Origin of the sequence: Curtobacterium sp. 1544 (assembly GCF_040544915.1) — a bacterium.
Lineage (GTDB): Bacteria > Actinomycetota > Actinomycetes > Actinomycetales > Microbacteriaceae > Curtobacterium > Curtobacterium pusillum_C.
On the sequence record NZ_JBEPKX010000012.1, the window covers coordinates 20,645 to 42,030 of the forward strand.

Genomic DNA, 21,386 nt, shown 5'->3' on the forward strand with positions numbered 1-21,386 from the left:
ACGGCGTGAGGATCCGTCAGAGGGCGGCGACCCACTCGTCGGAACCGTCGGTGAACTGCTGGCGCTTCCAGATCGGCACCCGCTCCTTCACGAGGTCGACCAGGGCCCCGCACGCTGCGAAGGCCTCAGCCCGGTGCGGCGACGACACCGCGGCGGCGAGCGCCACGTCCCCGACGACCAGCGCCCCCACCCGGTGCAGCACCGCGATGCGGACCTCGGGGTGGGCGTCGGCGATGGTCCGGGCCACCTCGGCGATGACGGCACCGGCGCTCGGGTGCCGTTCGTACTGGAGGGCGGTCACGCCCTTGCCGCCGTCGTGGTCACGGACGACCCCGGCGAAGGTGACGACGGCGCCGTCCTGGTCGGTGGCGACGACGGCCGAGACCTCGTCCGCGGAGATCGACCGGTCGACGACGTCGGCGACCACGACACGGTCGTGCGCAGCTGCGCCCGTCACGAGGCGCTCCGCGGCGCGTGCCCCTCGCCCGCCACCTGCGCCAGCACGTGGTCGAGCAGCCCGTCGAGGACGGCGAGCCCGTCCGCGACGCCGCCGCGCGACCCGGGCAACGTGACGAGGAGTGCGCCGCCGCTCGCGACCCCGGCCACACCGCGGCTGAGGAGCGCGGTCGGACCAGCGCCGGCGAGCCCGCGACGACGGATCTCCTCGGTGATGCCGGGCAGGTCGAGGTCGATGAGCGGTGCGACGGCCTCGGGTGTGCGGTCGGTCGGGGTGACGCCGGTGCCGCCCGTGGTGATCACGACGCGGGCATCGGCGATCAGTTCGCCGGCGACGGTGTCGGCGATCGGACCGCCGTCCGGCACGATGAGCGGCTCCGCCACGGTGAAGTCGTGCTCCCGGAGCCAGCCCGCGATGACCGGCCCGGTTCGGTCGAGCGCGGGGTCGGCGGCGGCCTGGGTCGACACGACGACGACGGCCGCACGGCCCCTGGTCGGTTGCGAGGTCATCGGTTGCTCCAGTCTCCGGAACGACCGCCGTGCTTCTCGAGCACCCGGACGTCCGTGATCGTGGCCGTCCGGTCGACGGCCTTCACCATGTCGTACACGGTCAGCGCCGCGACGCTCGCCCCGGTCAGGGCCTCCATCTCGACGCCCGTGCGGGAGGTCGTGCGGACCGACACCTCGACGACCACGCGGTCGTCGTCGCCGGTGATGTCGACCTCGACCCCCGCGATCGGCAGCGGGTGGCAGAGCGGGATGAGGTCGGAGGTCTTCTTCACCGCCATGATCGCCGCGATCCGCGCGGTGCCGATCACCTCGCCCTTCGGCAGCGAGCCGTCGAGGATGCGGGCGACGACGTCCGGCCGGGTGACGAGGGTCGCCGTCGCGGTCGCCGAACGGGCGGTGACGTCCTTCTCGGAGACGTCCACCATGTGCGCACTGCCGTCGGCGCGGACGTGCGAGAGCTCATCGGAGGCGGGTGCTGGTTCGGTCAACGGAGGCTCCAGACGGTCAGCGGGTCACCGGGCTCCACCGTGGCGGTGCCGATCGGGACGTGGACGAGGTGCGTGGCGGTCGCGTAGTGCGCGAGCAGGTGCGAGCTGGGGCCGCCGACGAAGTGCACTCGGCCGTCCTCGACCCGGCCGCGCCGGACCTGGTGCTTGCCCTCCGGTGAGGTCGCGGTGTCGGCTGCAGGCAGGACCTCGGCCACACGGTCGTCGGGGAGCCCGGCGTCGGCCGCCAGCAGCGGGCGCAGGAACACCTCGAAGGACACGAGCGCCGACACGGGGTTACCGGGGAAGGACACCACCGGGATCGGACGGCCGGCGAGTTCCACGGTGCCGAACGCCTGCGGGCCGCCGGGCTGCATCGCGACCGGTGTCACCGCGAGCCCGCGGGGTTCGAGGGCCTGACGCACGACCTCGTACGCCCCGGCACTGATGCCACCCGTGGTGAGCACGAGGTCGGCCCAGTCCCCCACGGCCTCGTCGAGCGCGGCGACGAACGTCGCGTCGTCGTCCGGCACCCGGACGGACCGTGAGACCGCCCCGACCTCTGCGAGCGCCGCCCGCAGCGCGATGCCGTTCGCGTCGCCGATCGTGGCGTCACCGGCACCCTGGAGTTCGGACCCGGTGGACACGACGAGGACGCGGAGCTGGCGGACCAGGTCGACCGTCGTGACCCCGGCGGCGGCGAGCGTGCCGAGCAACGCGGGGGTCACGGCAGCGCCGGCCGGAGCGAGTTCGCCCCCGCTCGGCAGGTCGGTGCCGGTCGCCCGGACGAAGGTCCCCGCTGCGAGGTCGTCGGGCACGGTGACCTGGTCGAGCGCCAACGCCGCAGGGAACGCTCCGACCGCGGTGGCCTCGACCGGGAACACCGCGTCGGCGCCGAGCGGGATGCGCGCTCCGGTCATGATCGGCGCCGCGGTACCGGGTTCCAGCGCCGGCGGCATCGTCCCCGCCGGGATCGGGGCGACCACCCGGAGCGCGCGTCCTGCCTCGGCGGCGCGGACGGCGAAGCCGTCCATCTGACTGTTGTCGAACGGCGGGAGGGGAACCGGTGCGACGACGGCCCGTCCGAGCACGCGGCGACCCCGTCCGGCGCCGGCGCTGGTCGCCAGGTCGTCGATCTCCCGTGCCTCCAGGCCGGAACGCCGTCTGCCGGACAGGACCGGTGCGACGAGGGCCGCGATCTCGTCGCGGTGCTGACCGATCGTTCGCACGTGTGCCTCCGAACAGGTGAGAAGTGCCCGCTCCCGGTTCGTCCGGGGGCGGTTTCAGTAGCGTAACGAGCGCGCAGAACGCGCCGAGGACCATTCGGAGGACCTGTGGAGAACGACGTGACCACGACCGGAGCTGTGGACGAGACGCGCATCGGGGTGATCGGGGGCTCGGGCCTCTACGAGCTGTTCGAAGCCGGCACCGCGGACGAGATCGACGTCGACACCCCGTTCGGCCCCACGTCGAGCCCCATCAGCATCGGCACGATGGCGGGCAAGCGCGTCGCGTTCCTCACCCGTCACGGCCGCGCGCACTCCGTCGCGCCGCACCGCATCAACCACCGGGCGAACCTGTGGGCCCTGCGCTCGCTCGGCGTCCGCGCCGTGGTGTCGTCGAGCGCCGTCGGCGGCCTGCACCCCGACTACGCACCGGGGACCTTCGTGGTGACCGACCAGCTCATCGACCGGACCTGGGGCCGCGCGGACACCTTCTTCGAGGACGCCGTGCAGCACCTGTCGTTCGCCGACCCGTTCGACCCGGTGCTCCGCGGTGTCGCGGTCGACGCGCTCGCGCAGCTCGACGTGCCGTTCCGCCCGACTGGTACCTGCGTGGTGATCCAGGGGCCGCGGTTCTCGACCCGTGCGGAGTCCGTGTGGATGCGCGAGGCCGGAGGCCACACGATCAACATGACGATGACGCCCGAGGTCCCGCTCGCCGCGGAGCTCGGCATCGGCACGGTGAACCTGTCGTTCGTGACCGATGCGGACGCCGGCCTGGCGCCCGCCGAGGGCGAGGAGTCCGGGGAAGCCCCGGTCACGCACGGCATGGTGATGGAGCGGCTCGCCCGGGCGAACGAGGTCATCGTCCGCGCGATCGGCTCGATCGTCGGCGCGATCCCGGACGACTACAGCCCGCGCGAGCTCGTCCCCGCCGAGGCGAGCGCGAGCGCACTGGCCAGCGCCGGCAGCCGCACCGCCCCGGGAGCCACCGCGTGACCCGCCTGCTCGTCACCGGCGGCGCGGGGTTCATCGGTTCCGCGATCGTCCGTCGCGCCCGTGCCGACGGCTACGACGTCCGGGTGCTCGACTCCCTCCGCGACGACGTGCACGGCGACCCCGCCGAGATCGTCACCGCGCACCAGCAGCAGGGCATCGAGTTCGTGCACGGCGACGTCCGGGACCGGGTCGCCCTCGACGCCGCCCTCGACGGGGTCGACGTCGTCTGCCACCAGGCCGCCAAGGTCGGCCTCGGTGTCGACTTCCAGGACGCCCCGGACTACGTGTCCTCGAACGACGCCGGCACCGCGCACGTGCTCGCCGGCATGGACCGCCACGGCATCGGCCGTCTGGTGGTCGCGAGCTCGATGGTCGTCTACGGCGAGGGCGCGTACACGACGGCGTCGGGCACCCCCGTCCGACCGCCGGCACGTCGCCGCGAAGACCTCGACGCCGGACGCTTCGACCCGATCGGCGAGGACGGCCAGCCGCTCCTACCGGGCCTGATCGACGAGTCCGCCGCCCTCGACCCGCGCAACGTGTACGCGCAGACGAAGGTCGCGCAGGAACACCTCGCGTCGTCGTGGGCCCGCGCCACCGGCGGTCGCGCGATCGCTCTCCGCTACCACAACGTCTACGGTCCGGGGATGCCGGCGAACACCCCCTACGCCGGTGTCGCGTCCCTGTTCCGCTCGGCGCTGGCGCGCGGCGAGGCCCCTCGCGTGTTCGAGGACGGCCGGCAGCGCCGCGACTTCGTGCACGTCGCAGACGTCGCCGGAGCGAACGCTGCGTCCATCGCCGCGACCGCCGAGCAGCCGTCCGAGTCCTTCCGCGCGTACAACGTCGGCTCCGGCGTCGTGCACACCATCGGCGAGATGGCCGCCGCGATCGCCGGACCCGATGGCCCGCAGCCGGTCGTGACGGGCGAGTACCGACTGGGCGACGTCCGGCACGTCACGGCCTCGTCGGACCGGATCGCGTCCGAGCTCGGCTGGCGAGCCGAGGTCGACTTCGAGCGCGGCATGCGCGAGTTCGCGACCGCGCCGCTGCGCGCCGCCGTGCTGTAGCGGACCCGGTGGGCGGACTGCCGCCCTGGTCGCAACCGCCTGGAGGCGGGGGGGGGGGGGGGGCGGCCGCGCCCCCCCCCCCCCCCCCCCCCCCCCCCCCCCCCCGCCCCCCCCCCCCCCCCGGGGGGGCGGGGGGGGGGGGGGCCCCCGGGGGGGGGGGGGGGGGCGGCCCGCCCCCCCCCCCCCCCCGCCTCCAGGCGGTCACGTCGCGTCCCCGCACTGACCGACGCGCCTGTCCCCCGTTCGCGGGTCGCAGCAGACCGATAGTGCGCGGAACGTCCAGCGGGGGACACCGAACCTGTACCCCGCCGGACTGTTACGTGTTGTGTCGTAGGCATGGATCGACAGCCGGCCGATGAGACCGACCGCACCGACGCGGCGACACACGCGGAGGACGCCGCGACCAGTCGATCCGGCGCCCGGCACCGAATGGATGCCATGAACGTCGACGTGATCCTGCCCTGTCTCGACGAGGCGGACGCCCTCCCCGAGGTCCTGGGCAGACTCCCCCGCGGCTACCGCGCGATCGTCGTCGACAACGGCTCCACCGACGGTTCAGCCGACGTCGCCCGCGCACACGGCGCGACGGTCGTCACCGAACCCGTCAAGGGCTTCGGCTCGGCATGTGCCGCCGGCGTCGCCGCTGCGACCGCCGAGTACGTCGCGTTCTGCGACGCCGACGCCTCGATGGACCCCGCCGAACTCGTCCCGCTCGTCGCACGCGTCGCGACCGGGCACACCGACCTCGCGCTCGGCCGACGCGTCCCGACCACCCCCGGCGCCTGGGCACCGCACGCACGCTTCGCGAACCGTGTCCTCGCCGTGCTCATGCACCGCGCGACCGGCTACCGCCTCCGCGACCTCGGTCCGATGCGCGTCATGCGTCGCGAGGACCTCGTCGCACTCGACCTCCGCGACCGTCGCAGCGGGTACCCGCTCGAGATGGTCCTGGCCGCGCACGCGGCGGGCTGGCGCGTCGACGAGTCCGACATCGGGTACGCGCAGCGCATCGGCGACAGCAAGGTCACGGGCACGCTCCGCGGCACGGTCAACGCTGTCAAGGACATGTCACGTCTCCTGCGTCGGTACCGCCTGGAGGCACGACGCACCATGGGCGCACCGGCTCCCGTCCGCCAGGCGGCCGGTCCGGTCGAGACAGCTGATCCGGTCGAGACGGCCGGTCCGGTCGGATCGGCCGCGACCGAGGGGGTCCGGTCGTGATCGACATCACCGTGGCCGTGGTCGCCAAGGAGTGCCTGCCGGGCAAGGTGAAGACCCGGCTCACGCCGGCACTCACCCCGTCGGGGGCGGCGCGGGTCGCTGCCGCCAGCCTCGCGGACACGCTCGCCACCGTTGCTGCACTCCCCGCCGCCCGCCGCGTGCTGTTCTTCGACGGCGACGTCCTCCCTGACGGCGCCGACGACTTCGACGTGCTGCTCCAGCCCGGTGGTGGCCTCGACGAGCGGCTCGGGTTCCTCTTCGACGCGATCGACGGCCCCCTGCTGCTCGTCGGCATGGACACGCCCCAGGTCTCCGCCGAGGCGCTCGCCCCGCTGTTCGACGACCCCGAGCGGGACGCCTGGTTCGGACCCGCTGAGGACGGGGGCTTCTGGTCGCTGTACCTGCGCGAGCCGACCGGGGACCTGCTGCGCGGCGTGCCGATGTCGCAGGACGACACGGGTGCGGTCCAGTTCGCTCGACTGACGGACGCCGGGCTCGACGTGGGCACGCTCGAAACCCTGCTCGACGTCGACACCGTGCCCGATGCCGAGCGCGTCGCCGAACTCGTGCCGGACTCCCGGTTCGCGCGGGCGCTGCAGGCGGGGGAGTCCTCGGCCGGGTCGTCGTCCGCTCCGTCATCGTTCGCCACAACCGGAGGGATTCGCTCATGACCATGGAAGCCCCGGTCTCCTTCGGCGCCGGTGGCGGCGAGCCGTACGCACGAGCCCTCCGCACCGACGGCCGGCTCCGACTCACCGACACCTCGCGCCCGGGTTCCGCCGTGACGCTCGACGTCGGACGGTGGAGCGCCGCCGCCGACCGGGTCGACCGATCGCTGCTCGACGGCGTCGACGGTCCCGTGATCGACATCGGTTGCGGTCCGGGCCGGATGCTCGTCGCCGCACGGACCCTCGGGATCCCGGCGCTCGGCGTGGACGTCTCCGCCGATGCCGTCGCGATCGCGCAGCGCTCCGGTGGCACGGCACTGCAGGGGTCCGTCTTCGACGAGGTCCCCGACGAGGGCCACTGGGACACCGCGCTCGTCATCGACGGGAACATCGGCATCGGCGGCGACCCCGCAGCACTGCTCGCCCGCTGCGCCGAGATCGTCCGGGTCGGTGGACGCATCGTCGTCGAGACCCACGTCGACCGGAGCGCCGACCGGGTCTACACCGCCCGCGTCGTGGACGCCGACGGCCACCAGAGCGAGGGGTTCCCCTGGGCCGAGGTCGGTGTCGACGCACTGCTCGACCACGCCGAGTCGGTGGGCCTCGTCGCCCGACAGAGCTGGACCGCGAGCGGCCGGACGTTCTGCGAGCTCGTCGCCTGAGGTTTCCTTTCTTTGCATCATGCAAAAGAACACGGTAGGCTCAACGTCATCAGGCCGACGGAGTCGTGGTCGCCGGCCCGGTGACCGACGACCCTCGGCACGACGACGAGGAGCACCCATGCAGAACCGTCAGAACCCCCTGGGCGGCGCCTACGTGACCGGCCTCGAAGCACGCGACGAGATCGGTGGCTACGCGGTCGACGCGGCATGGCGACCGGTCGGCAGCTACACCGGAACCGGCATCGGGCGTGCGCTCGGTCGGTTCGTCGACACGCAGTTCCGTCGGCCCGGCACGGCGACGTCCTCGACGCGCACGGCGACCGGGTCGCTGCGCACGGCGACGGGATCGTTCCGTACCGCCTGACGCGCCGCCCCAGGCCGCGAGCGGTCGTCCATCCCGGGTCGTCCCCCTTTCGACCCGGTGTGGGCGGCCGCTCGCTCCGTGCTCACCAGTCGACTTGTGGCCCCCATGGCTGGCGCTTCGCCATCGGATGCTGGATGAGGTGCGGCGACCACGTGTCGGGATGACGCTGCGCCCACTCGAGTGCGCGCAGGAATCGAGCCTGCGTGGACGGTGCGCAGTCCCCGAGCCATCCCGACGGTTCGTCGTTGTAGGGAAACTCCCACATGAGAAACCGATGGGCGACCCCCTCGCCGAGATCGATGCGGTCGATGGTCGCTCGATCTCCGCACGGATCCTCCTGTCGATCGTCGCCCTCCCAGACGATTCCCGCGTTGTCGAGCGCGTCCGTGAACGCATCCCACGTCGGAGCCGCTGGCGCGTGTTCCAGCGCGACTTCGTCGAGGTGGGCGAACAATTCACTCCGCACCGCCGCACGCCGCTGCCAGGAGTCAGCAGTCACGAGCGCCCGGACCACCTGATCGTGGTCGCCGAAACAGGCAATCGTCACGGCGTCTGGTTCGACGGACTCCGTGACGGGATCATCGAGTCCGAGCGCCCACGCCAGGACCTCTTGCCGGGAACGAGACTCGAAACGATCATCCTCACGGCGCAAGCGCACGGCGACCCCGGATCGGTCGCCCTGCAGCGCTTCCATCCCGAGGACATCCTCGGCGGGAGGCAAGAGTGCCTCGACCTGCCGGATCAAGGCCGCAGCAACTTCCTTTCCTTCCACGACGGCAACGACGGCCGCGAGCTCGGATGAAGGGTTGAGCTCCGCGGGGAAGCTCCGATGAACCACCGGGTTCGCCGTGGTGTCTCGATAGCGCAGCCAGACATGCTCCCCGGCCTGCAACAGTGCACTCCAAAGGTTCGGAACAGCGAGAGCGAAGAGTGCTCGCTGACAAACAACTCGCGGCGGAGCAGGTACCGCTCTCCTCGCCCAGTCCGACAGGAGGTTGCCGTCCGCGAACCCGTGTTCATCCGTGATGGACGCTGCGTCCAACGCCACCGGTCCGAGCTGGTCGGCCGCTGCCATGAGCTGTGCTGACGTCATTCCGCCATCGCCTCCTTTGTTCGGCCGCACTCCTTTGGCCTGCACCATCGACACCCACGTGCTCCACTGCAAGGACACGCGCGCTGGAACAGTGCAGAGTCTGCCGTTGAATCCATCAGCGCTCGGCGTCTCGACGTTCGCCCGGCTGCTTACACATCGGCAGCGTCGAGCGCGTTGATGCGTTGGACGAGACGGTCGACCCAACCGAGAGCGCTCACCTGCGCATCGACCTCCGGCCGGAAGCCACTACTCATCGACTCCAACAATTCCACCACGTCAGCCTCCGAGCACGTTTCCCGTATCTGGAGCAACTCGGGCAAGAGCGCTCTCCTGGTCGCAGGGAAACCGTCGAGGGCTTCGGACAGGACCTCGTCAACCGAAGACCACTCGTCCTTCCAATCCTGGTTGAAGGCGCCACCCATGAGCGCATCAAAGCCGGGGTACTCGGGGGAGGCGTCCAAGTGATTCACTTCTTCTCGATCTGCGGCGATCGGCCGCTCATCGACGGCGAACCACGCCGACCCGGTGCGGACGGCCCCTGACCGCAGATTATCATCGGTCACCGCGGGGCTCCCGGGTCGAAGTCACTGAGCCGCCGTTCAACTCGCTCGGCCACCGTTCTCAGCCACACGTCGAGCGCGTACGCCACCACCTCATTCGCTCGCTCGACGCTCGGGAAGTAGGACTCGCCGGTCCGGAGGCTATGCATCATCAGACCGCGTCGACCTTCTGACGACGGTGCGATCGGAGAACGTCAGGCATGACTATCCCCGCAGTCTCCGCGCGACGGTGAGCAGCCACTCTCGGCCGCTCACACCAAGGTCTGAGTGCGGGCGGATGCCGGTTTGACTCGCGCGGATGACGTCATCGACCTCATCCTCCGAACGAGTCGCGACGAACGCCTCGATCTGCTCTGCTCGCGCCAGGCGCGCGACGAGCGGCTCGTCATCGAGGATGTCTTCGTAGACTTCCTCGACACGGTCGTAGTCTTCCCGCCAGTCCTGGTTGAAGACCGCGCCGAGGAGGTTTCGGACAAGCGGGTACTCGCGCAGCTCAGCTTGATACTCCAGTGTCATCCACTCGTTCTCGGGGTTGCCAAGGTGTAGCTCCTGTACACCTCGTACCAGGGCGGTACCTTCGTCGCCTGGAGCAGGACGTGCGCTCTGAACCACTCGGAACTCCGCGGTCATGCTTTCGTTCGACGCCGTAAGGGTGCGCCATGAGTTCTCTTCAATCAGGAGGCGACCCCCGCACGACCCCGCGGGCAGCTTCAAGCCAGGCGCGAACATCTCCACCAAAATCGCGTCGGAAGTCGATGTCAACATTGAAGGAGAGGAAAAATCCCTCGACGTCCTCCGTCGTCGGAAGCGCCGCAAGGAGTCCATCGATTTCGCGCACGATCGCTTCTCGCTCCGCCAGCGGGCGGTATGCGAAGGCCAGTTCCAACGTCTCGTCCGCCGAACGATCCTCGTACCAACCTTGGTAGAAAAGGCCTCCGATGACGTTGGCCATTCGCGGAGCCCTACGAGCTAGGGTCTGACTGTCCATTATTTTACCGTTCCATCCGTATAGGCACTGACGATACGGAAGCCAGCCGAGTCGTCTGGAATGCGAACGACCACCACGCGGAGCGCGCGAATCTCGGGATTCCAAATCCCATTGACTTCACCATATCCAATTGGATCATCAAAGCGCATGGTCCGATCAAAGACTGGAGCTCCGCCATTCAGCCAGCTCTGAATTTCTGCACGATTCTTTTCAAGGTAGTCGCCGACGAGTGAATTCACCTGCTCCACACCCCCAGAGAACACGGTGTGGTTGGGCTTCGGCGAATTTCGTATCTCCTCGGGCGTAAAATGTTCTCCAGTTTGCGCGTTGACGATATGTCGCGATGCGACATGCCCACCGGCTGCATCGACTCCCTGCACGCCGCCCGTCCTGGCGAATGAGTCCGGATCGAATCTCGGGCCGAGAAGACCGGACTCCGGGTGCGCCGCTTTGTACGCCCCGACCTCCACATTGAACATCCGATCGAAGGCACTCCCAGCCCCCGCCGCGCCCTGGTCTTCACGAAGGACCCGTTGGATGAGATTGTCCATAGCGTCGACATCGGAATCGGACGCACCTGACCTGAGCCAATGCTCGACATCGGATCGAAGTGCGCGCTGTCCGATTCGATCCAGATCGCCGAGGATCTTCTCGGCCCGACCCGCACGCCCTGCCCAACCTTCGGGCCCGAGGAAACTCGTCCCCACCGCCGATGCCGCCGCTCCGGCCGCGATGCCCGGGTGCTCGCGTGCGTCCTTCCACCAGTCCTGCGCCGCATCCCCCATCGCGCCGAGCGTCTGCCCTGCTTCGCCCTTCGGGTTCACCGCGGCGTCGAGCCACGCCATCGGGTTCACGAGCAGGCTGAACGCAACAGCGCCGTCGGCGGCGCCCTTCCACGCCGACCCGAGGTTGCCCCAGCTCCAATCGCCGCTGTTGTCCCAGCCACCCAAGTGCAGGAGGCCGCTCAGGGTCTTCAGCAGATCGTCCTCGAAGCCGTCCTCGAACTGCTCGGCCCACGTCTTGCCTTCGGCCGTCCCCACGCGTGACCAAGGCAGGTCGACGCCCCGAGCATTGAGGTCGCTCTCGGACGGAGCCACGAAAGCCTTCTTGACGAAGGCACCGGCAGCCTTCTTGATCGCGAGGGCGCACTCCGCCTGCGCCGCCTGCAACAACGCGACCTGTTCGTTGATCCGCTGGACCAGCTGGTCGTTCTCGTACCGGGTGCCGACGTCGTCGTACCACGGCACGGTCTTCGACTGCGGTTTGGGTTGCTCAGGCTGGTACGCGTTCCAAGATCCCGACACCGGCGCTTCGGCCTTCGGTGTGAAGGCGGACTCGAACCGTGGAACGCCGTGCTGCACCCTCGCGACGAACGCAGCCGCCTTCACCCGCAGCTCGTCGAGCTTGCGCTTCGGATCGGCCGCGGCCGACGCGTAGGTCTCGAGCGCCGACGCGACCTTGCGCGCGACGGTACCGATCGTGTGGACGTCGTCGGTCACGGGGTCCATCAGGGCGAACACCTGCTCAGATTCCGGCGACTCGTACACGCCCGACAACCGCTGCCACTTCGAGGGCAGGTCGTCGGCGACGGTCTTCATGGACCGGCCGCCGGAATTGATCGTGCCGGCGCCGGAGGACACGACCGCCAGGTCGAGGTCCGCACCGGGGATGCCGTCCGGATCGACCAATCCGTGGTCGCCGTACCCGACGCCGCTCACCGTCGCGCCTCCGCCGCTCGGATGAAGAACGACACGTCGTGACTCTCGTGCGCCGACAGCCCGGCGCGCTGCGCGTTCGCTGCCATCTCGAGGTCCCCAGCGCGGTAGGCGTCGACGGCGTTCGTCACGCCCTGGACCCCGCCGATCAGCCGGTACGTGACCTGGTCGACGTCGTCCTGCGTCTTCGTCAGGAACGCGCCCAGTGCCTCGTTCACGATGTCGCCCGCACCGCCCGCGACCTCGGCCACACCGCCCTGCACCGACTGCAGTGCGCTCGCGGTGCCGTTCACCGAAGCGCTCACGTCGTTCATCACGGATTCGACCCCCGCCGGATCGATCCGCCACCCCGCTGCACCCATCACTGTCCCCCCGTACGGGTGCCATCGTGGCGGAGCCCGCCACGCTCTCGCAAGTCCTCGGGATGCACGGCATCCGCTTGCAGATCCCGCAGCCCGCTGGCCAGCGCCGCGGCGTCGGACCAACGATCCCGTTCCGTGCCGTCGAACCAGAAGACGACTCCCGGAGACGGACTGACGCCGATCGTGTGGCCACCGAGGGCCTCGGCCGCGTCCGCCAAGCCACGAGCGCGCGTCTCGCGCGCTCCGGAGAACACGCCGAGCGGGGCCGGCGGCCCCGCCATAGCCGTGTCGACGACGCCGTCGACGCGCCCACGGCTGGTCGAGAACTGTGCCGACTGCGGGTGGCGACCGAGCATGACGGACTGGAGACCCGCCTCCAGTCCGTCTCGGACCACGCGGAGATCGTCGGTCGGCTCCGGCAACGCGACCATGCACCGGAGCGTCTCGAAGACGGACCGGGGGCCACGCTGGACGGTGAGCACCCCGCCGACTGCGCGCGATCCCGTGCCGGTCACGACGAAGGTGGCGTCACGTGGGGATCGGCGCTCGGCCATCGCCGTCAGGCGGGCCGGCGCGAGTGCGGACGAGCCCTCGGCGAGACTGAACGCGAGCTCCGTCCCGAACGAACGCTCGATGAACCGCGCGGGCGTCGCGGCGAGCACCAGTCCTGCGTGTGCGGCGTGCTCGATCGTCAGGTCGACGTGCAACCGCAAGCCTGTCGGTCCAGGCTCCACGGTGCTCGGGTCCTCCGGCGCCCAACGGAACCCGTGCGCTGCCAGCAGGTGCAGCGCCGCCCAGGACACGACCGCGCCGCTCACCGTGTGCAGCGTCGCCCCGTCGCCGGCCTGCACCTCGGCGAGCAGCGCTGCGTCGGCGCGGATCACGTCCCCCATGCGCTCCACCTTAGCCCCGGCCGGTGACATGCCGGATACCGCGGTCCCGCCGGCGACTGCACACCGCGACGACGGATGCGCACGGTCCACCACGCGCAGATGTCGTCAGGGTGCGCACAAGCACGCACCCCGCACCCACACCCGCGCCGCCTCCCCACACGCGCACCCCGACCCGACCCTGAGCGCCCCGAGCCCCGCGATGCCAGGATGGACCCATGAACGACCGCGCCGGCACCCCCGCCACTGCAGACGACCTCGTCGACCTCGACGCCCTCATCGCCGCGTACCACGAGCGCGTGCCGGACGTCTCGGTCCCCGAGCAGAAGGTCGTGTTCGGCACCTCGGGCCACCGTGGCTCGTCCCTGGACTCCGCGTTCAACGACACCCACATCGCCGCGATCACGCAGGCGATCGTCGAGTACCGCAACTCGCAGGGCACCGACGGCCCGCTGTTCATCGGGCGCGACACCCACGCCCTGTCTGGTCCGGCGGAGCGGACGGCGCTCGAGGTCCTGGCCGCGAACGGCGTGCACGTGCTGGCAGACAGCGAGAACGGGTACGTGCCGACGCCGGCGCTGAGCCACGCGATCATCGCCTACAACAAGGCCGGCCACAGCGACACGGCGGACGGCATCGTGATCACGCCGAGCCACAACCCGCCCCGCGACGGCGGCTTCAAGTACAACCCGCCGCACGGCGGCCCGGCCGACAGCGACGCGACGAGCTGGATCGCCGACCGCGCGAACGCGATCATCGCGGGCGGGAACGCCGAGGTGCAGCGCACCGAGCAGGCCTCGCCGGACCGGTACGACTTCCTCGGGAACTACGTCGCCGACCTCGAGAACATCATCGACATCGATGCGATCAAGCGTGCGGGCGTGACGATCGGCGCGGACCCGCTCGGTGGCGCATCGCTGCCGTACTGGAACCGCATCCGCGACCACTACGGCCTCGACCTGACCGTGGTGAACCCGGACGTCGACCCGACGTGGTCGTTCATGACGCTCGACTGGGACGGCAAGATCCGGATGGACCCGTCGAGCGCGAGCGCGATGGCGTCCGTCGTGGCACGGAAGGACGAGTTCGACGTCCTGACCGGCAACGACGCGGACTCCGACCGACACGGCATCGTCACGCCCGACGGCGGCCTGATGAACCCGAACCACTACCTCGCCGTGGCGATCGAGTACCTCTACGCGCACCGTCCGGCCTGGCGCGAGGACGCCGCCATCGGCAAGACCCTGGTGTCGTCGAGCATCATCGACAAGGTCGCGGAGTCGCTCGGCCGGCGCTTGTGGGAGGTCCCGGTCGGCTTCAAGTGGTTCGTCCCCGGACTGATCGACGGCTCGGTGGCGTTCGGCGGCGAGGAGTCCGCGGGGGCGTCGTTCCTCCGCAAGGACGGCACGGCGTGGACGACCGACAAGGACGGCATCATCCTGGCGCTCCTCGCGTCGGAGATCATCGCCGTCACGGGCAAGACCCCGTCGCAGCTGTACGACGAGCTGACCGAGCGCTTCGGCGACCCCGTGTACCAGCGTGTCGACGCGGCGGCCAGCAAGGACCAGAAGGCACGCCTGTCGAAGCTCGACGGCGACGCGATCACCGCGGAGACCCTCGCGGGCGACCCGATCACCGCGAAGCTGTCGAAGGCCCCGGGCAACGACGCGGCGGTCGGCGGCGTGAAGGTCGTGACCGACAAGGCGTGGTTCGCGGCCCGGCCGTCCGGCACCGAGGACGTCTACAAGATCTACGCCGAGAGCTTCGTCGGGCAGGAGCACCTCGAACAGGTGCAGCGCGAGGCCAAGGAGATCGTGGACGCCGCCCTCGGCGCCTGACACCGCCGCGCGCATGGGGTGGTTCGGACGGAAGAAGCCCGAGGGTTCGGCTCCGACGCTGGTCGTCCTCGCACAACAGGCCCTCGCCGAGCGCGGCATGGAGACCACCGTCGAGGTCCTGCCCGGTGAGCACGCTCGCCTGGTGGGCACCGACGGGCGGGTCTTCCTGCTCGAGAACCTGGCGTCGCAGGTGCACGGCGAGCCCCCGGCCGTGCAGGCCGACCTGGTGGCCGACCACTTCGACCGGATGATCCAGGCGTACAGCGAACCCGCGCCGGAGGAACTTGACGCCGACGAACTCCGCACCCGGATCCGGACGCGGATCCTGTCGGAGCACAGCGGGACCCCGTCGGACCCCGCCGACCTGTCGTACGCGCGGCCCTTCGCCCCCGGGCTCGTCCTCGGCCTGTGCGTCGACTACCCGACGATGGTGAGCACCCTCTCGGCGTCATCCCTCCCGAGGCTCGCGCTCGGCATCGACGAGCTCTTCGCCATCGGCCAGCTCAACACCGACGACGAACCGGTGGACGGGCACGCCGAGATCGCCCCCGGGGTGTTCGTGGTCGAGGGTGAGTCGCTGTTCGTGGCGTCCAAGGCGGTGAACCTGCCCGCGCTGTTCGGCGCCGCCCCGTTCGGCACCGTGTTCGCGATCCCGCACCGGCACCTGCTGCTCGCGGCGCCGATCCGCGACGCGGACAGCATCCAGGCGGTGCAGACGCTCGCGGGGATGCTGCTGCAGGTCCTCACCAGCACGGACCGGGCGCTGCCGGGCGGGCAGCTCAGTCCGCTGCTGTTCTTCTCGCGGAACGGGCAGGTCAGCGCGGTGTCCGGCTTCGACGAGGACACCGGCGCGATGCGGATCGAGATCGACGAACGCTTCCAGACGGCCCTGGAACAGGCCGCCGACGACTAGTCGGTAGCCAGCGCCAGCTCGCAGAACATCGCGTCCGCCCACGAGAACCACGGCCGGGAGAACTGCGTCGGGTCGTCGACGTCGAACGACTCGTGCATGTCCCCGGTCCCGGCGTCGGTCGCCACGAGCAGGTCGAGCAACTCGCGGCGCCGTGCGGACGACGTCGAGACGAGCCCCTCGACCGCGAGCGCGATCGGCCACACCCGTCGCGGCAGCGTGTGCGGGCTCCCGATCCCGGACGCGACCGAGCCGGAGTACCAGAACGGGTTCGCCGGCGAGGTCACGAACGACCGGGTCGCCTCCCACACCGAGCGGTCCACGACGTCAGGGGCGTCGAGCGGCAGGGACAGCAGCGACGGGGTGTTCGCGTCGTCCATCAGCAGCACGCCGCCGAGTCCGTCCACCTCGTACGCGTAGACGGGCGCACCGTCCGGTCCGGGCACGATCCCGTGCCGGACGACCCCGTCCAGGATCGCCGCCCGGAGCGCGTCCGCGTCGGCAGCGAGTCCACCGTCGTCCCACACCGACCGCGCGATCGCCGCGATCGCGAGCAGCGCCTGCGCCGCGAACAGGTTCGCCGGGACGTTGTACCCGTACGTGCACGCGTCGTCAGACGGTCGGAAGCCGCTCCAGGTCATCCCCGTGACGGCCACCGGGGTGCCGCGGCCGTCCCGCGCGAGGGTCTCGGTCGCGATCGCTCCGGGTCGCACGAAGCGGTACGGCGAGCGGTCGTGGTCCTGCTCCGTCGTCCACTGGTCGACGATCGTCCGGAACGCCCGCCGTGCCCGGTCGTCGAGCACGGCGGTCGACCCGGTGGCACGCCAGAGCGCGTACGCGAAGGTCACCGGGTAGGCCAGGCTGTCGACCTCGTACTTCTGCTCCCAGACGAGCGGGTCGGCGTTGAGGTCGTGGTCGTCGTAGTGCGCACCGTTCGGTTCGCGGTTGAACGAGTTCGCGTACGGGTCGTGCTCGATGAGCCGGAACTGCCGTGCGACCACCGCCCACAGCACGTCGGCGAGCGCCGGGGACTCCCCCACGAGTCGCAGGTACGGGGTCATCTGCGTCGTCGAGTCGCGCAGCCACATCGCCGGGATGTCACCGGTGATGACGAACGCGCCGTCGTCGTCCACGGTGATCGTGTCGGTGAGGGTCCGGCGGAGCGCGCGTTCGACACGGTCACCGATCTCCGTCCCCAGCACGGTGCGGACACGGTCTGCCGCAGCGCGCACGGTGCGGGCGATCTCGTCGTCGAGCGTCGTCGTCATCCCACCCACGCTACGGCCCCGTCCTCGTCGGTGACGCGAAGACGCACCGCGTCCGGCGGCGGGTCGAGCACGTCGTCCGTCCAGCAGTCCACCTCGAGGGGGCGCACCGTCGGACGGAGGTCGCCGCCCCACGTCCCGAGGGCGGCGCGCCCGAGCGGGAACCCGGCCGTGACCGCGCGGCCGGCCGGCACGTCGAGCGTCACCAGGGCGAGCACGACCCGCCGTCGCGGCCGGACACCGGGCTCGCGGCGCCGACCCCAGAGCGGCACCGACACCCGTCTCGGCACGCCCGACGTGTTCGTGACGGTCACCGGGACGGTCACCGGGACGGTCACCCGGTCTCCGGCCTGGAGGCGCGACACCGTGATCGCGTGCGTCACCGCGCCGAGTCCCACCTCCACTGCCCGCCCCAGCCCCGGCAGGCCGGTCACGGTGTTCGGTGCGGCGACGTCGACGTAGCCGCGGGCGGTCTCGAGCCGCTCGTCGTGGGCGGCCGGCTGCACGCCGTCGGCGCCGGGCCACGTCGCCGGGAGTCGTCCCTCCGCCGCCGCCCCGAAGAGCACGTCGACGATCGCCGTGCCGCCGGTCGGCCCGGGGAACGGCACCACCAGGACGGCGTCCGCGAGCGCCCGGACCTCGGTGAGGACCCGGGGCCGACCGTCCACCACGACCGCGACGACGGGCCGTCCGGCGTCCCGCGCTCGACGCAACAGCGCGAGTTGCGGGTCCGGGACGGCCACCGAGGCGAGATCGACCCCCTCGCCGTTCGTGGTGTCCGGGTCGGGCCCGCTCACGGCGCCGTTGTCCTCGAACCCGTCGTCGTAGCTGCGTCGGCTCGACCCGCCGAGCACGACGACGACGGCGTCCACGCCCGCGAGTGCTGCCGCGACCGCGTCCGCGGCGTCCGGCAGGGGGTGTCGGAGCCGGCTGCCTGCGGAGTGGCGGACCCTGCCGGGGCCGAGCCGTGCCTCCAGGGCGGAGCGGACCGTGGACGTGCCGGGGTCGACCGGCGGCCGCGGTGGCGAGTAGTCGCCCAGCAGCGCGTCGACGTCGTCGGCGTTCGGACCGAGCAGCGCGACGGTGACGTCCGACGCGATCGGGAGCACGCCGGTGTCGACGGCGACGACGGACCTGCGGGCCGCACGCTCGGCGAGGGTCGCCGTCGCGCGCTCGCGGGCGGGGTCGTGGGAGACGGTCACCGGGCGCGCGCCGAGCAGTCCGACCCGTTCCTTGAGCGCCAGCACGCGGTCGACGGCGCGGTCGAGGTCGGCGAGCGCGACGAGCCCGCGCTCGAGCGCTTCGTCGAGGTGCGTGTACGCGTCGTCCCACAGGCTCAGGTCGACGCCGGCCCGGAGCGCCACCGCGGCTGCGGTCGCCGGGTCCGGCGTCGTGTCACGGAGCCGGTCGATCGCGGTGCCGTCCGCCATGACGATGCCGTCCCAACCCCACCCGTCGCGGATGGTGGTGGTGAGCAGGTCGCGGTTGCCGCAGCACGGGACCCCGTCGACGTCGTTGTAGGCGGCCATGAACCCGGCGACGTGCTCCTCGGCAGCGGCGAACGCGGGCGGCAGGTGGACCTCGGCGAGCTCCCGGCGGCCGATCGGTGCCCCGGAGCCGTTCCGACCGCCGATCCCCGCTCCCTGACCGGCGAGGTGCTTCGCGACGACAGCCACGTGCCGGTGGTCGATCGGCCCGCCACCGGCGCCCTGCATGCCGCGGACCGTGGCGCGCACCATGATCGCGGCGAGTGCGGCGTCCTCCGACCAGCACTCCTCGGCGCGGCCCCAGCGGGCGTCGCGGAGGACGTCGAGGCCGGACACCAACGCGACGTGGGTGCCGCGGGCGCGGACCTCGGCGGCGACCGCTGCGGCGAGTTCCTCGACGAGGTCGGCGTCCATCGCGGCTCCGAGCGCGAGGTTCACGGGGAGGGTGGTGGCACCGAGCGCCTGCAGTCCGTGCGGGACCTCCTCGACGAACAGGGTCGGGACACCGCCGTCGCTGTGCGCCACCACGTACTCCTGCACCGCCGCGTACGCCTCGGCCGAGCGCTCGGGCGGGATCCCGTTGCCCCAGTGCACGCCCGACCACGGGTCCGCACGGAGCACGCCGTAGACGGCTCCGACCCCGCCCCACCGGTCGACCTCGGCGCGGAGGACGTCGGTGATGCGCGGTCGGCCGTCGACCCAGCGCACGGCCTCCCAGCCCTTGAGCCGCTGGTTCACCTGACCGATCCGGGCCCGGACGTCGAGGTCACTGGCGGTGACGGTCATCCCTTGATCGCCCCCGAGACGAGGGCCTTTTGCATCTGTCGCTGCAGGATCGTGTAGACGAGGTAGACCGGCAGCAGCGTGAAGAGGGTGCCGGCCATCAGCATCCCGTAGTCCGTCCCCGCGTCGACCTTGAGCGTCGGCAACGCCACCTGGATCGTGCGCTGCGCGGTGTCCGGTCCGATGAGGACGAGGGCGTAGAGGTACTCGTTCCAGAACGACAGGAAGTTGAGCAGGAGCACCGTGGCGATGCCGGGGATGCAGATCGGCAGGTAGACCTGACGCATCACCTGCCAGGCCGAGGCGCCGTCCATCGACGCGGCTTCCTCGAGTTCGCGCGGGATCGTCCGCATGAACTGCGTGAGGATGACGATCGCCAGGGGCATCGCCGTCGCGGGCAGGAGCAGCACGAGGAACGTCCGGGTGTGGAAGAGCCCCATGGTGGCGGCCAGCAGGAACGTCGGGAACAGGGCGGCGAAGGACGGGATGAGGAACCCGAGCGAGAACAGTCCCTCGACGATCCTGCCGGCCCGGCCGGTGGCCCGGGCGAGGGCGAACGACGCCGGCAACGCCAGCAGCAGCGTGAGCGCGAGGGCGGCGACGGTGGTGAGCACCGAGTTCGCGATCGCCGGGCCGAGGGATGCCTGCCGGATCGCGCCGACGAAGTTGTCGAGGTCCCACGACGCCGGCAACGCCAGTGGGGACTCGAAGATGCCGTCGTTGTCCTTGAAGGACGAGACGACGAAGTAGTAGAAGGGCAGGATCAGCAGTGCCGCGTAGATCCAGGCGACGGTCCCGCTGGTGATCGAGCCGATCCGGTCGCGGAGCTTGGTGCCGACGGGTGCTTTGGCCATGGTGGTCTCCCTGGTCGGTGCGGGTCAGTGCGTCTTGCGCAGGACGCGACGGATGATGAACATGCCCACGAGACCGAAGACGAACAGGACCACGCCGACGGCCTGGCTGTAGCCGAGGTCGGTGTCGACGAACGCCTTCTGGTACACGAGGTACGACAGGGTGGTGGTCGCCGTCCCCGGCCCGCCCTGGGTCAGCAGCAGGACGTTCTGCGCCGAACTGAACAGCATCGACAGGAACTGCAGCATCGCGACGACCCCGATGAAGTCCCGTGCGATCGGCCAGTACACGCCCCACGCCAGGCGCCACGATCCGGCGCCGTCCATCCGGGCCGCCTGGACGACCTCGCCGTCGACACCGTCGAGCCGGCTCGCGATGAGGACCGCCGAGTAGCCGATGCCGGCCCAGAGGTCGACGACGATGAGGGCGCCGAGCGCCGTGGCGGGATCGGCCAGCCAGGCCTTGCCGCCGATCCCCAGCGTCTCGAGGACTCCGTTCACGAGGCCGTCCGGGTTGAGCATCGCGTAGAACATCATGGCCGTCGCCGGGGCCGAGATGAGCGCCGGGATGAACAGCAGGTAGCGGAGCACCCGGTGTCCGCGGGGCTTCTGCACCACGTGGAAGGCCAGCAGGAACGCGAGCACGATCATGATCGGCAGACCGATCACGATCTGGACCGTGCTGTTCCGGACCGCCGCCCAGAACGTCTCGTCGGAGAACAGCACCCGGAAGTTGTCGAGACCGGCGAACGTCGGCGTGACGAGCATGCCGGGCCAGCTGAGGAACGCGATGACGATCATCGCGACGACCGGGCCGATCATGAACACGCCGTACCAGGCGAGGGCCGGGATCGCGAACGTCGGGAAGCTGCCCCGGGCGGTGCCGACGGCCGGGCGACGACGGGACGGGCGCGGTGGGGTACCGGCGGACCGGACGGGTGGTTCCTCGACGAGCACTGCCATGGGGAGCTCCTTCTCGGGCGGGGTGG

At 71.0% G+C, this 21,386-nt stretch carries 24 protein-coding genes; 9 read left to right on the forward strand and 15 right to left on the reverse strand.

Annotation, left to right across the window (positions count from 1 at the left end):
- Window positions 1–16 precede the first annotated feature (16 nt).
- Genes ABIC61_RS09125 through ABIC61_RS09140 form a run of 4 tightly spaced genes read right to left on the reverse strand, consistent with a single transcriptional unit; the run spans window position 17 to window position 2,680 of the window.
- Window positions 17–457 carry a molybdenum cofactor biosynthesis protein MoaE gene (locus ABIC61_RS09125; RefSeq protein WP_502908796.1) on the reverse strand — a complete coding sequence of 147 codons (441 nt, stop codon included), beginning with the start codon at window positions 455–457 and terminating at the stop codon, window positions 17–19.
- Window positions 454–966 (reverse strand): MogA/MoaB family molybdenum cofactor biosynthesis protein, encoded by a 513-nt coding sequence (locus ABIC61_RS09130; protein ID WP_354029654.1) that lies wholly within the window; start codon window positions 964–966, stop codon window positions 454–456. Before ABIC61_RS09130 ends, ABIC61_RS09125 begins: the two co-directional genes overlap by 4 nt.
- Complete coding sequence (gene moaC, locus ABIC61_RS09135) at window positions 963–1,454, reverse strand: cyclic pyranopterin monophosphate synthase MoaC (protein WP_354029655.1); 492 nt, start codon at window positions 1,452–1,454, stop codon at window positions 963–965. The genes ABIC61_RS09130 and moaC overlap by 4 nt, the downstream gene beginning before the upstream one ends.
- Window positions 1,451–2,680 carry a molybdopterin molybdotransferase MoeA gene (locus ABIC61_RS09140; protein WP_354029656.1) on the reverse strand — a complete coding sequence of 410 codons (1,230 nt, stop codon included), beginning with the start codon at window positions 2,678–2,680 and terminating at the stop codon, window positions 1,451–1,453. The genes moaC and ABIC61_RS09140 overlap by 4 nt, the downstream gene beginning before the upstream one ends.
- A gap of 117 nt (window positions 2,681–2,797) precedes the next feature.
- On the opposite strand from ABIC61_RS09140, the gene ABIC61_RS09145 reads away from it, so the two are divergent.
- From ABIC61_RS09145 to ABIC61_RS09175, 7 genes are all read left to right on the forward strand, one after another.
- The gene (locus tag ABIC61_RS09145) at window positions 2,798–3,673 is read left to right on the forward strand and encodes an MTAP family purine nucleoside phosphorylase (protein ID WP_354029657.1); all 876 of its coding nucleotides are present in this window, start codon (window positions 2,798–2,800) and stop codon (window positions 3,671–3,673) included.
- The gene (locus tag ABIC61_RS09150; protein WP_144755957.1) at window positions 3,670–4,740 is read left to right on the forward strand and encodes an NAD-dependent epimerase/dehydratase family protein; all 1,071 of its coding nucleotides are present in this window, start codon (window positions 3,670–3,672) and stop codon (window positions 4,738–4,740) included. The genes ABIC61_RS09145 and ABIC61_RS09150 overlap by 4 nt, the downstream gene beginning before the upstream one ends.
- A 438-nt stretch (window positions 4,741–5,178) precedes the next feature.
- Window positions 5,179–5,961, forward strand: a complete 783-nt coding sequence (locus ABIC61_RS09155; protein ID WP_313957249.1) for a glycosyltransferase family 2 protein — start codon at window positions 5,179–5,181, stop codon at window positions 5,959–5,961.
- A complete protein-coding gene (locus tag ABIC61_RS09160) occupies window positions 5,958–6,632 on the forward strand; it encodes a TIGR04282 family arsenosugar biosynthesis glycosyltransferase (RefSeq protein WP_354029658.1) in 675 nt (224 codons plus the stop codon). Before ABIC61_RS09155 ends, ABIC61_RS09160 begins: the two co-directional genes overlap by 4 nt.
- On the forward strand, window positions 6,629–7,291 hold the full coding sequence (locus tag ABIC61_RS09165; protein WP_354029659.1) for a class I SAM-dependent methyltransferase: 663 nt from the start codon (window positions 6,629–6,631) through the stop codon (window positions 7,289–7,291). The genes ABIC61_RS09160 and ABIC61_RS09165 overlap by 4 nt, the downstream gene beginning before the upstream one ends.
- A 118-nt stretch (window positions 7,292–7,409) precedes the next feature.
- Window positions 7,410–7,655 carry a hypothetical protein gene (locus ABIC61_RS09170; protein WP_144755960.1) on the forward strand — a complete coding sequence of 82 codons (246 nt, stop codon included), beginning with the start codon at window positions 7,410–7,412 and terminating at the stop codon, window positions 7,653–7,655.
- 274 nt (window positions 7,656–7,929) lie between these two features.
- Window positions 7,930–8,457 (forward strand): hypothetical protein, encoded by a 528-nt coding sequence (locus ABIC61_RS09175; protein WP_354029660.1) that lies wholly within the window; start codon window positions 7,930–7,932, stop codon window positions 8,455–8,457.
- A gap of 440 nt (window positions 8,458–8,897) precedes the next feature.
- Here the strand turns inward: ABIC61_RS09175 and ABIC61_RS09180 are convergent, their stop codons facing one another.
- The 7 genes from ABIC61_RS09180 to ABIC61_RS09210 are packed head-to-tail and all read right to left on the reverse strand — an operon-like array spanning window position 8,898 to window position 13,266.
- Window positions 8,898–9,311: a contact-dependent growth inhibition system immunity protein gene (locus ABIC61_RS09180; RefSeq protein WP_354029661.1), complete on the reverse strand. Its 414-nt coding sequence runs from the start codon at window positions 9,309–9,311 to the stop codon at window positions 8,898–8,900.
- Complete coding sequence (locus tag ABIC61_RS09185; protein ID WP_186322059.1) at window positions 9,308–9,460, reverse strand: hypothetical protein; 153 nt, start codon at window positions 9,458–9,460, stop codon at window positions 9,308–9,310. Before ABIC61_RS09185 ends, ABIC61_RS09180 begins: the two co-directional genes overlap by 4 nt.
- A 52-nt stretch (window positions 9,461–9,512) precedes the next feature.
- On the reverse strand, window positions 9,513–9,938 hold the full coding sequence (locus ABIC61_RS09190) for a contact-dependent growth inhibition system immunity protein (RefSeq protein WP_354029662.1): 426 nt from the start codon (window positions 9,936–9,938) through the stop codon (window positions 9,513–9,515).
- Window positions 9,939–9,978: 40 nt separating this feature from the next.
- Window positions 9,979–10,260 (reverse strand): hypothetical protein, encoded by a 282-nt coding sequence (locus tag ABIC61_RS09195; protein WP_144755974.1) that lies wholly within the window; start codon window positions 10,258–10,260, stop codon window positions 9,979–9,981.
- Between the two features lie 35 nt (window positions 10,261–10,295).
- Window positions 10,296–12,014, reverse strand: a complete 1,719-nt coding sequence (locus ABIC61_RS09200; RefSeq protein ID WP_354029663.1) for a hypothetical protein — start codon at window positions 12,012–12,014, stop codon at window positions 10,296–10,298.
- Window positions 12,011–12,373 carry a DUF6507 family protein gene (locus ABIC61_RS09205; protein WP_097180870.1) on the reverse strand — a complete coding sequence of 121 codons (363 nt, stop codon included), beginning with the start codon at window positions 12,371–12,373 and terminating at the stop codon, window positions 12,011–12,013. Before ABIC61_RS09205 ends, ABIC61_RS09200 begins: the two co-directional genes overlap by 4 nt.
- Entirely contained in the window at window positions 12,373–13,266 is an 894-nt protein-coding gene (locus ABIC61_RS09210; RefSeq protein WP_354029664.1) for a DUF6177 family protein, read from the reverse strand. The genes ABIC61_RS09205 and ABIC61_RS09210 overlap by 1 nt, the downstream gene beginning before the upstream one ends.
- 215 nt (window positions 13,267–13,481) lie before the next feature.
- Between ABIC61_RS09210 and pgm the strand changes: the two genes are divergently transcribed.
- Together pgm and ABIC61_RS09220 are read left to right on the forward strand one after the other, a co-directional pair.
- On the forward strand, window positions 13,482–15,101 hold the full coding sequence (gene pgm, locus ABIC61_RS09215; protein WP_144755983.1) for a phosphoglucomutase (alpha-D-glucose-1,6-bisphosphate-dependent): 1,620 nt from the start codon (window positions 13,482–13,484) through the stop codon (window positions 15,099–15,101).
- Window positions 15,102–15,114: 13 nt separating this feature from the next.
- Window positions 15,115–16,014 carry a hypothetical protein gene (locus ABIC61_RS09220; protein ID WP_354029665.1) on the forward strand — a complete coding sequence of 300 codons (900 nt, stop codon included), beginning with the start codon at window positions 15,115–15,117 and terminating at the stop codon, window positions 16,012–16,014.
- Here the strand turns inward: ABIC61_RS09220 and ABIC61_RS09225 are convergent.
- The 4 genes from ABIC61_RS09225 to ABIC61_RS09240 are packed head-to-tail and all read right to left on the reverse strand — an operon-like array spanning window position 16,011 to window position 21,360.
- Window positions 16,011–17,279: a glycoside hydrolase family 125 protein gene (locus tag ABIC61_RS09225; RefSeq protein ID WP_354029666.1), complete on the reverse strand. Its 1,269-nt coding sequence runs from the start codon at window positions 17,277–17,279 to the stop codon at window positions 16,011–16,013. The two genes, ABIC61_RS09220 and ABIC61_RS09225, sit on opposite strands and share 4 nt — an antisense overlap.
- On the reverse strand, window positions 17,276–19,549 hold the full coding sequence (locus tag ABIC61_RS09230) for a glycoside hydrolase family 3 protein (RefSeq protein WP_354029667.1): 2,274 nt from the start codon (window positions 19,547–19,549) through the stop codon (window positions 17,276–17,278). Before ABIC61_RS09230 ends, ABIC61_RS09225 begins: the two co-directional genes overlap by 4 nt.
- On the reverse strand, window positions 19,546–20,400 hold the full coding sequence (locus tag ABIC61_RS09235) for a carbohydrate ABC transporter permease (protein WP_354029668.1): 855 nt from the start codon (window positions 20,398–20,400) through the stop codon (window positions 19,546–19,548). The genes ABIC61_RS09230 and ABIC61_RS09235 overlap by 4 nt, the downstream gene beginning before the upstream one ends.
- A gap of 24 nt (window positions 20,401–20,424) precedes the next feature.
- Window positions 20,425–21,360 (reverse strand): carbohydrate ABC transporter permease, encoded by a 936-nt coding sequence (locus tag ABIC61_RS09240; protein WP_079238181.1) that lies wholly within the window; start codon window positions 21,358–21,360, stop codon window positions 20,425–20,427.
- Window positions 21,361–21,386: the final 26 nt, after the last annotated feature.

Coding starts and splice junctions, on each gene's coding strand:
- ABIC61_RS09130 (WP_354029654.1), bottom strand. CDS start 966: ATGACCTCGCAACCGACCAGGGGCCGTGCGGCCGTCGTCGTCGTGTCG.
- ABIC61_RS09155 (WP_313957249.1), top strand. CDS start 5,179: ATGAACGTCGACGTGATCCTGCCCTGTCTCGACGAGGCGGACGCCCTC.
- ABIC61_RS09165 (WP_354029659.1), top strand. CDS start 6,629: ATGACCATGGAAGCCCCGGTCTCCTTCGGCGCCGGTGGCGGCGAGCCG.
- ABIC61_RS09170 (WP_144755960.1), top strand. CDS start 7,410: ATGCAGAACCGTCAGAACCCCCTGGGCGGCGCCTACGTGACCGGCCTC.
- ABIC61_RS09175 (WP_354029660.1), top strand. CDS start 7,930: ATGGGCGACCCCCTCGCCGAGATCGATGCGGTCGATGGTCGCTCGATC.
- ABIC61_RS09185 (WP_186322059.1), bottom strand. CDS start 9,460: ATGATGCATAGCCTCCGGACCGGCGAGTCCTACTTCCCGAGCGTCGAG.
- ABIC61_RS09190 (WP_354029662.1), bottom strand. CDS start 9,938: ATGACCGCGGAGTTCCGAGTGGTTCAGAGCGCACGTCCTGCTCCAGGC.
- ABIC61_RS09195 (WP_144755974.1), bottom strand. CDS start 10,260: ATGGCCAACGTCATCGGAGGCCTTTTCTACCAAGGTTGGTACGAGGAT.
- ABIC61_RS09205 (WP_097180870.1), bottom strand. CDS start 12,373: ATGGGTGCAGCGGGGTGGCGGATCGATCCGGCGGGGGTCGAATCCGTG.
- ABIC61_RS09210 (WP_354029664.1), bottom strand. CDS start 13,266: ATGGGGGACGTGATCCGCGCCGACGCAGCGCTGCTCGCCGAGGTGCAG.
- pgm (WP_144755983.1), top strand. CDS start 13,482: ATGAACGACCGCGCCGGCACCCCCGCCACTGCAGACGACCTCGTCGAC.
- ABIC61_RS09220 (WP_354029665.1), top strand. CDS start 15,115: ATGGGGTGGTTCGGACGGAAGAAGCCCGAGGGTTCGGCTCCGACGCTG.
- ABIC61_RS09225 (WP_354029666.1), bottom strand. CDS start 17,279: ATGACGACGACGCTCGACGACGAGATCGCCCGCACCGTGCGCGCTGCG.
- ABIC61_RS09230 (WP_354029667.1), bottom strand. CDS start 19,549: ATGACCGTCACCGCCAGTGACCTCGACGTCCGGGCCCGGATCGGTCAG.
- ABIC61_RS09235 (WP_354029668.1), bottom strand. CDS start 20,400: ATGGCCAAAGCACCCGTCGGCACCAAGCTCCGCGACCGGATCGGCTCG.
- ABIC61_RS09240 (WP_079238181.1), bottom strand. CDS start 21,360: ATGGCAGTGCTCGTCGAGGAACCACCCGTCCGGTCCGCCGGTACCCCA.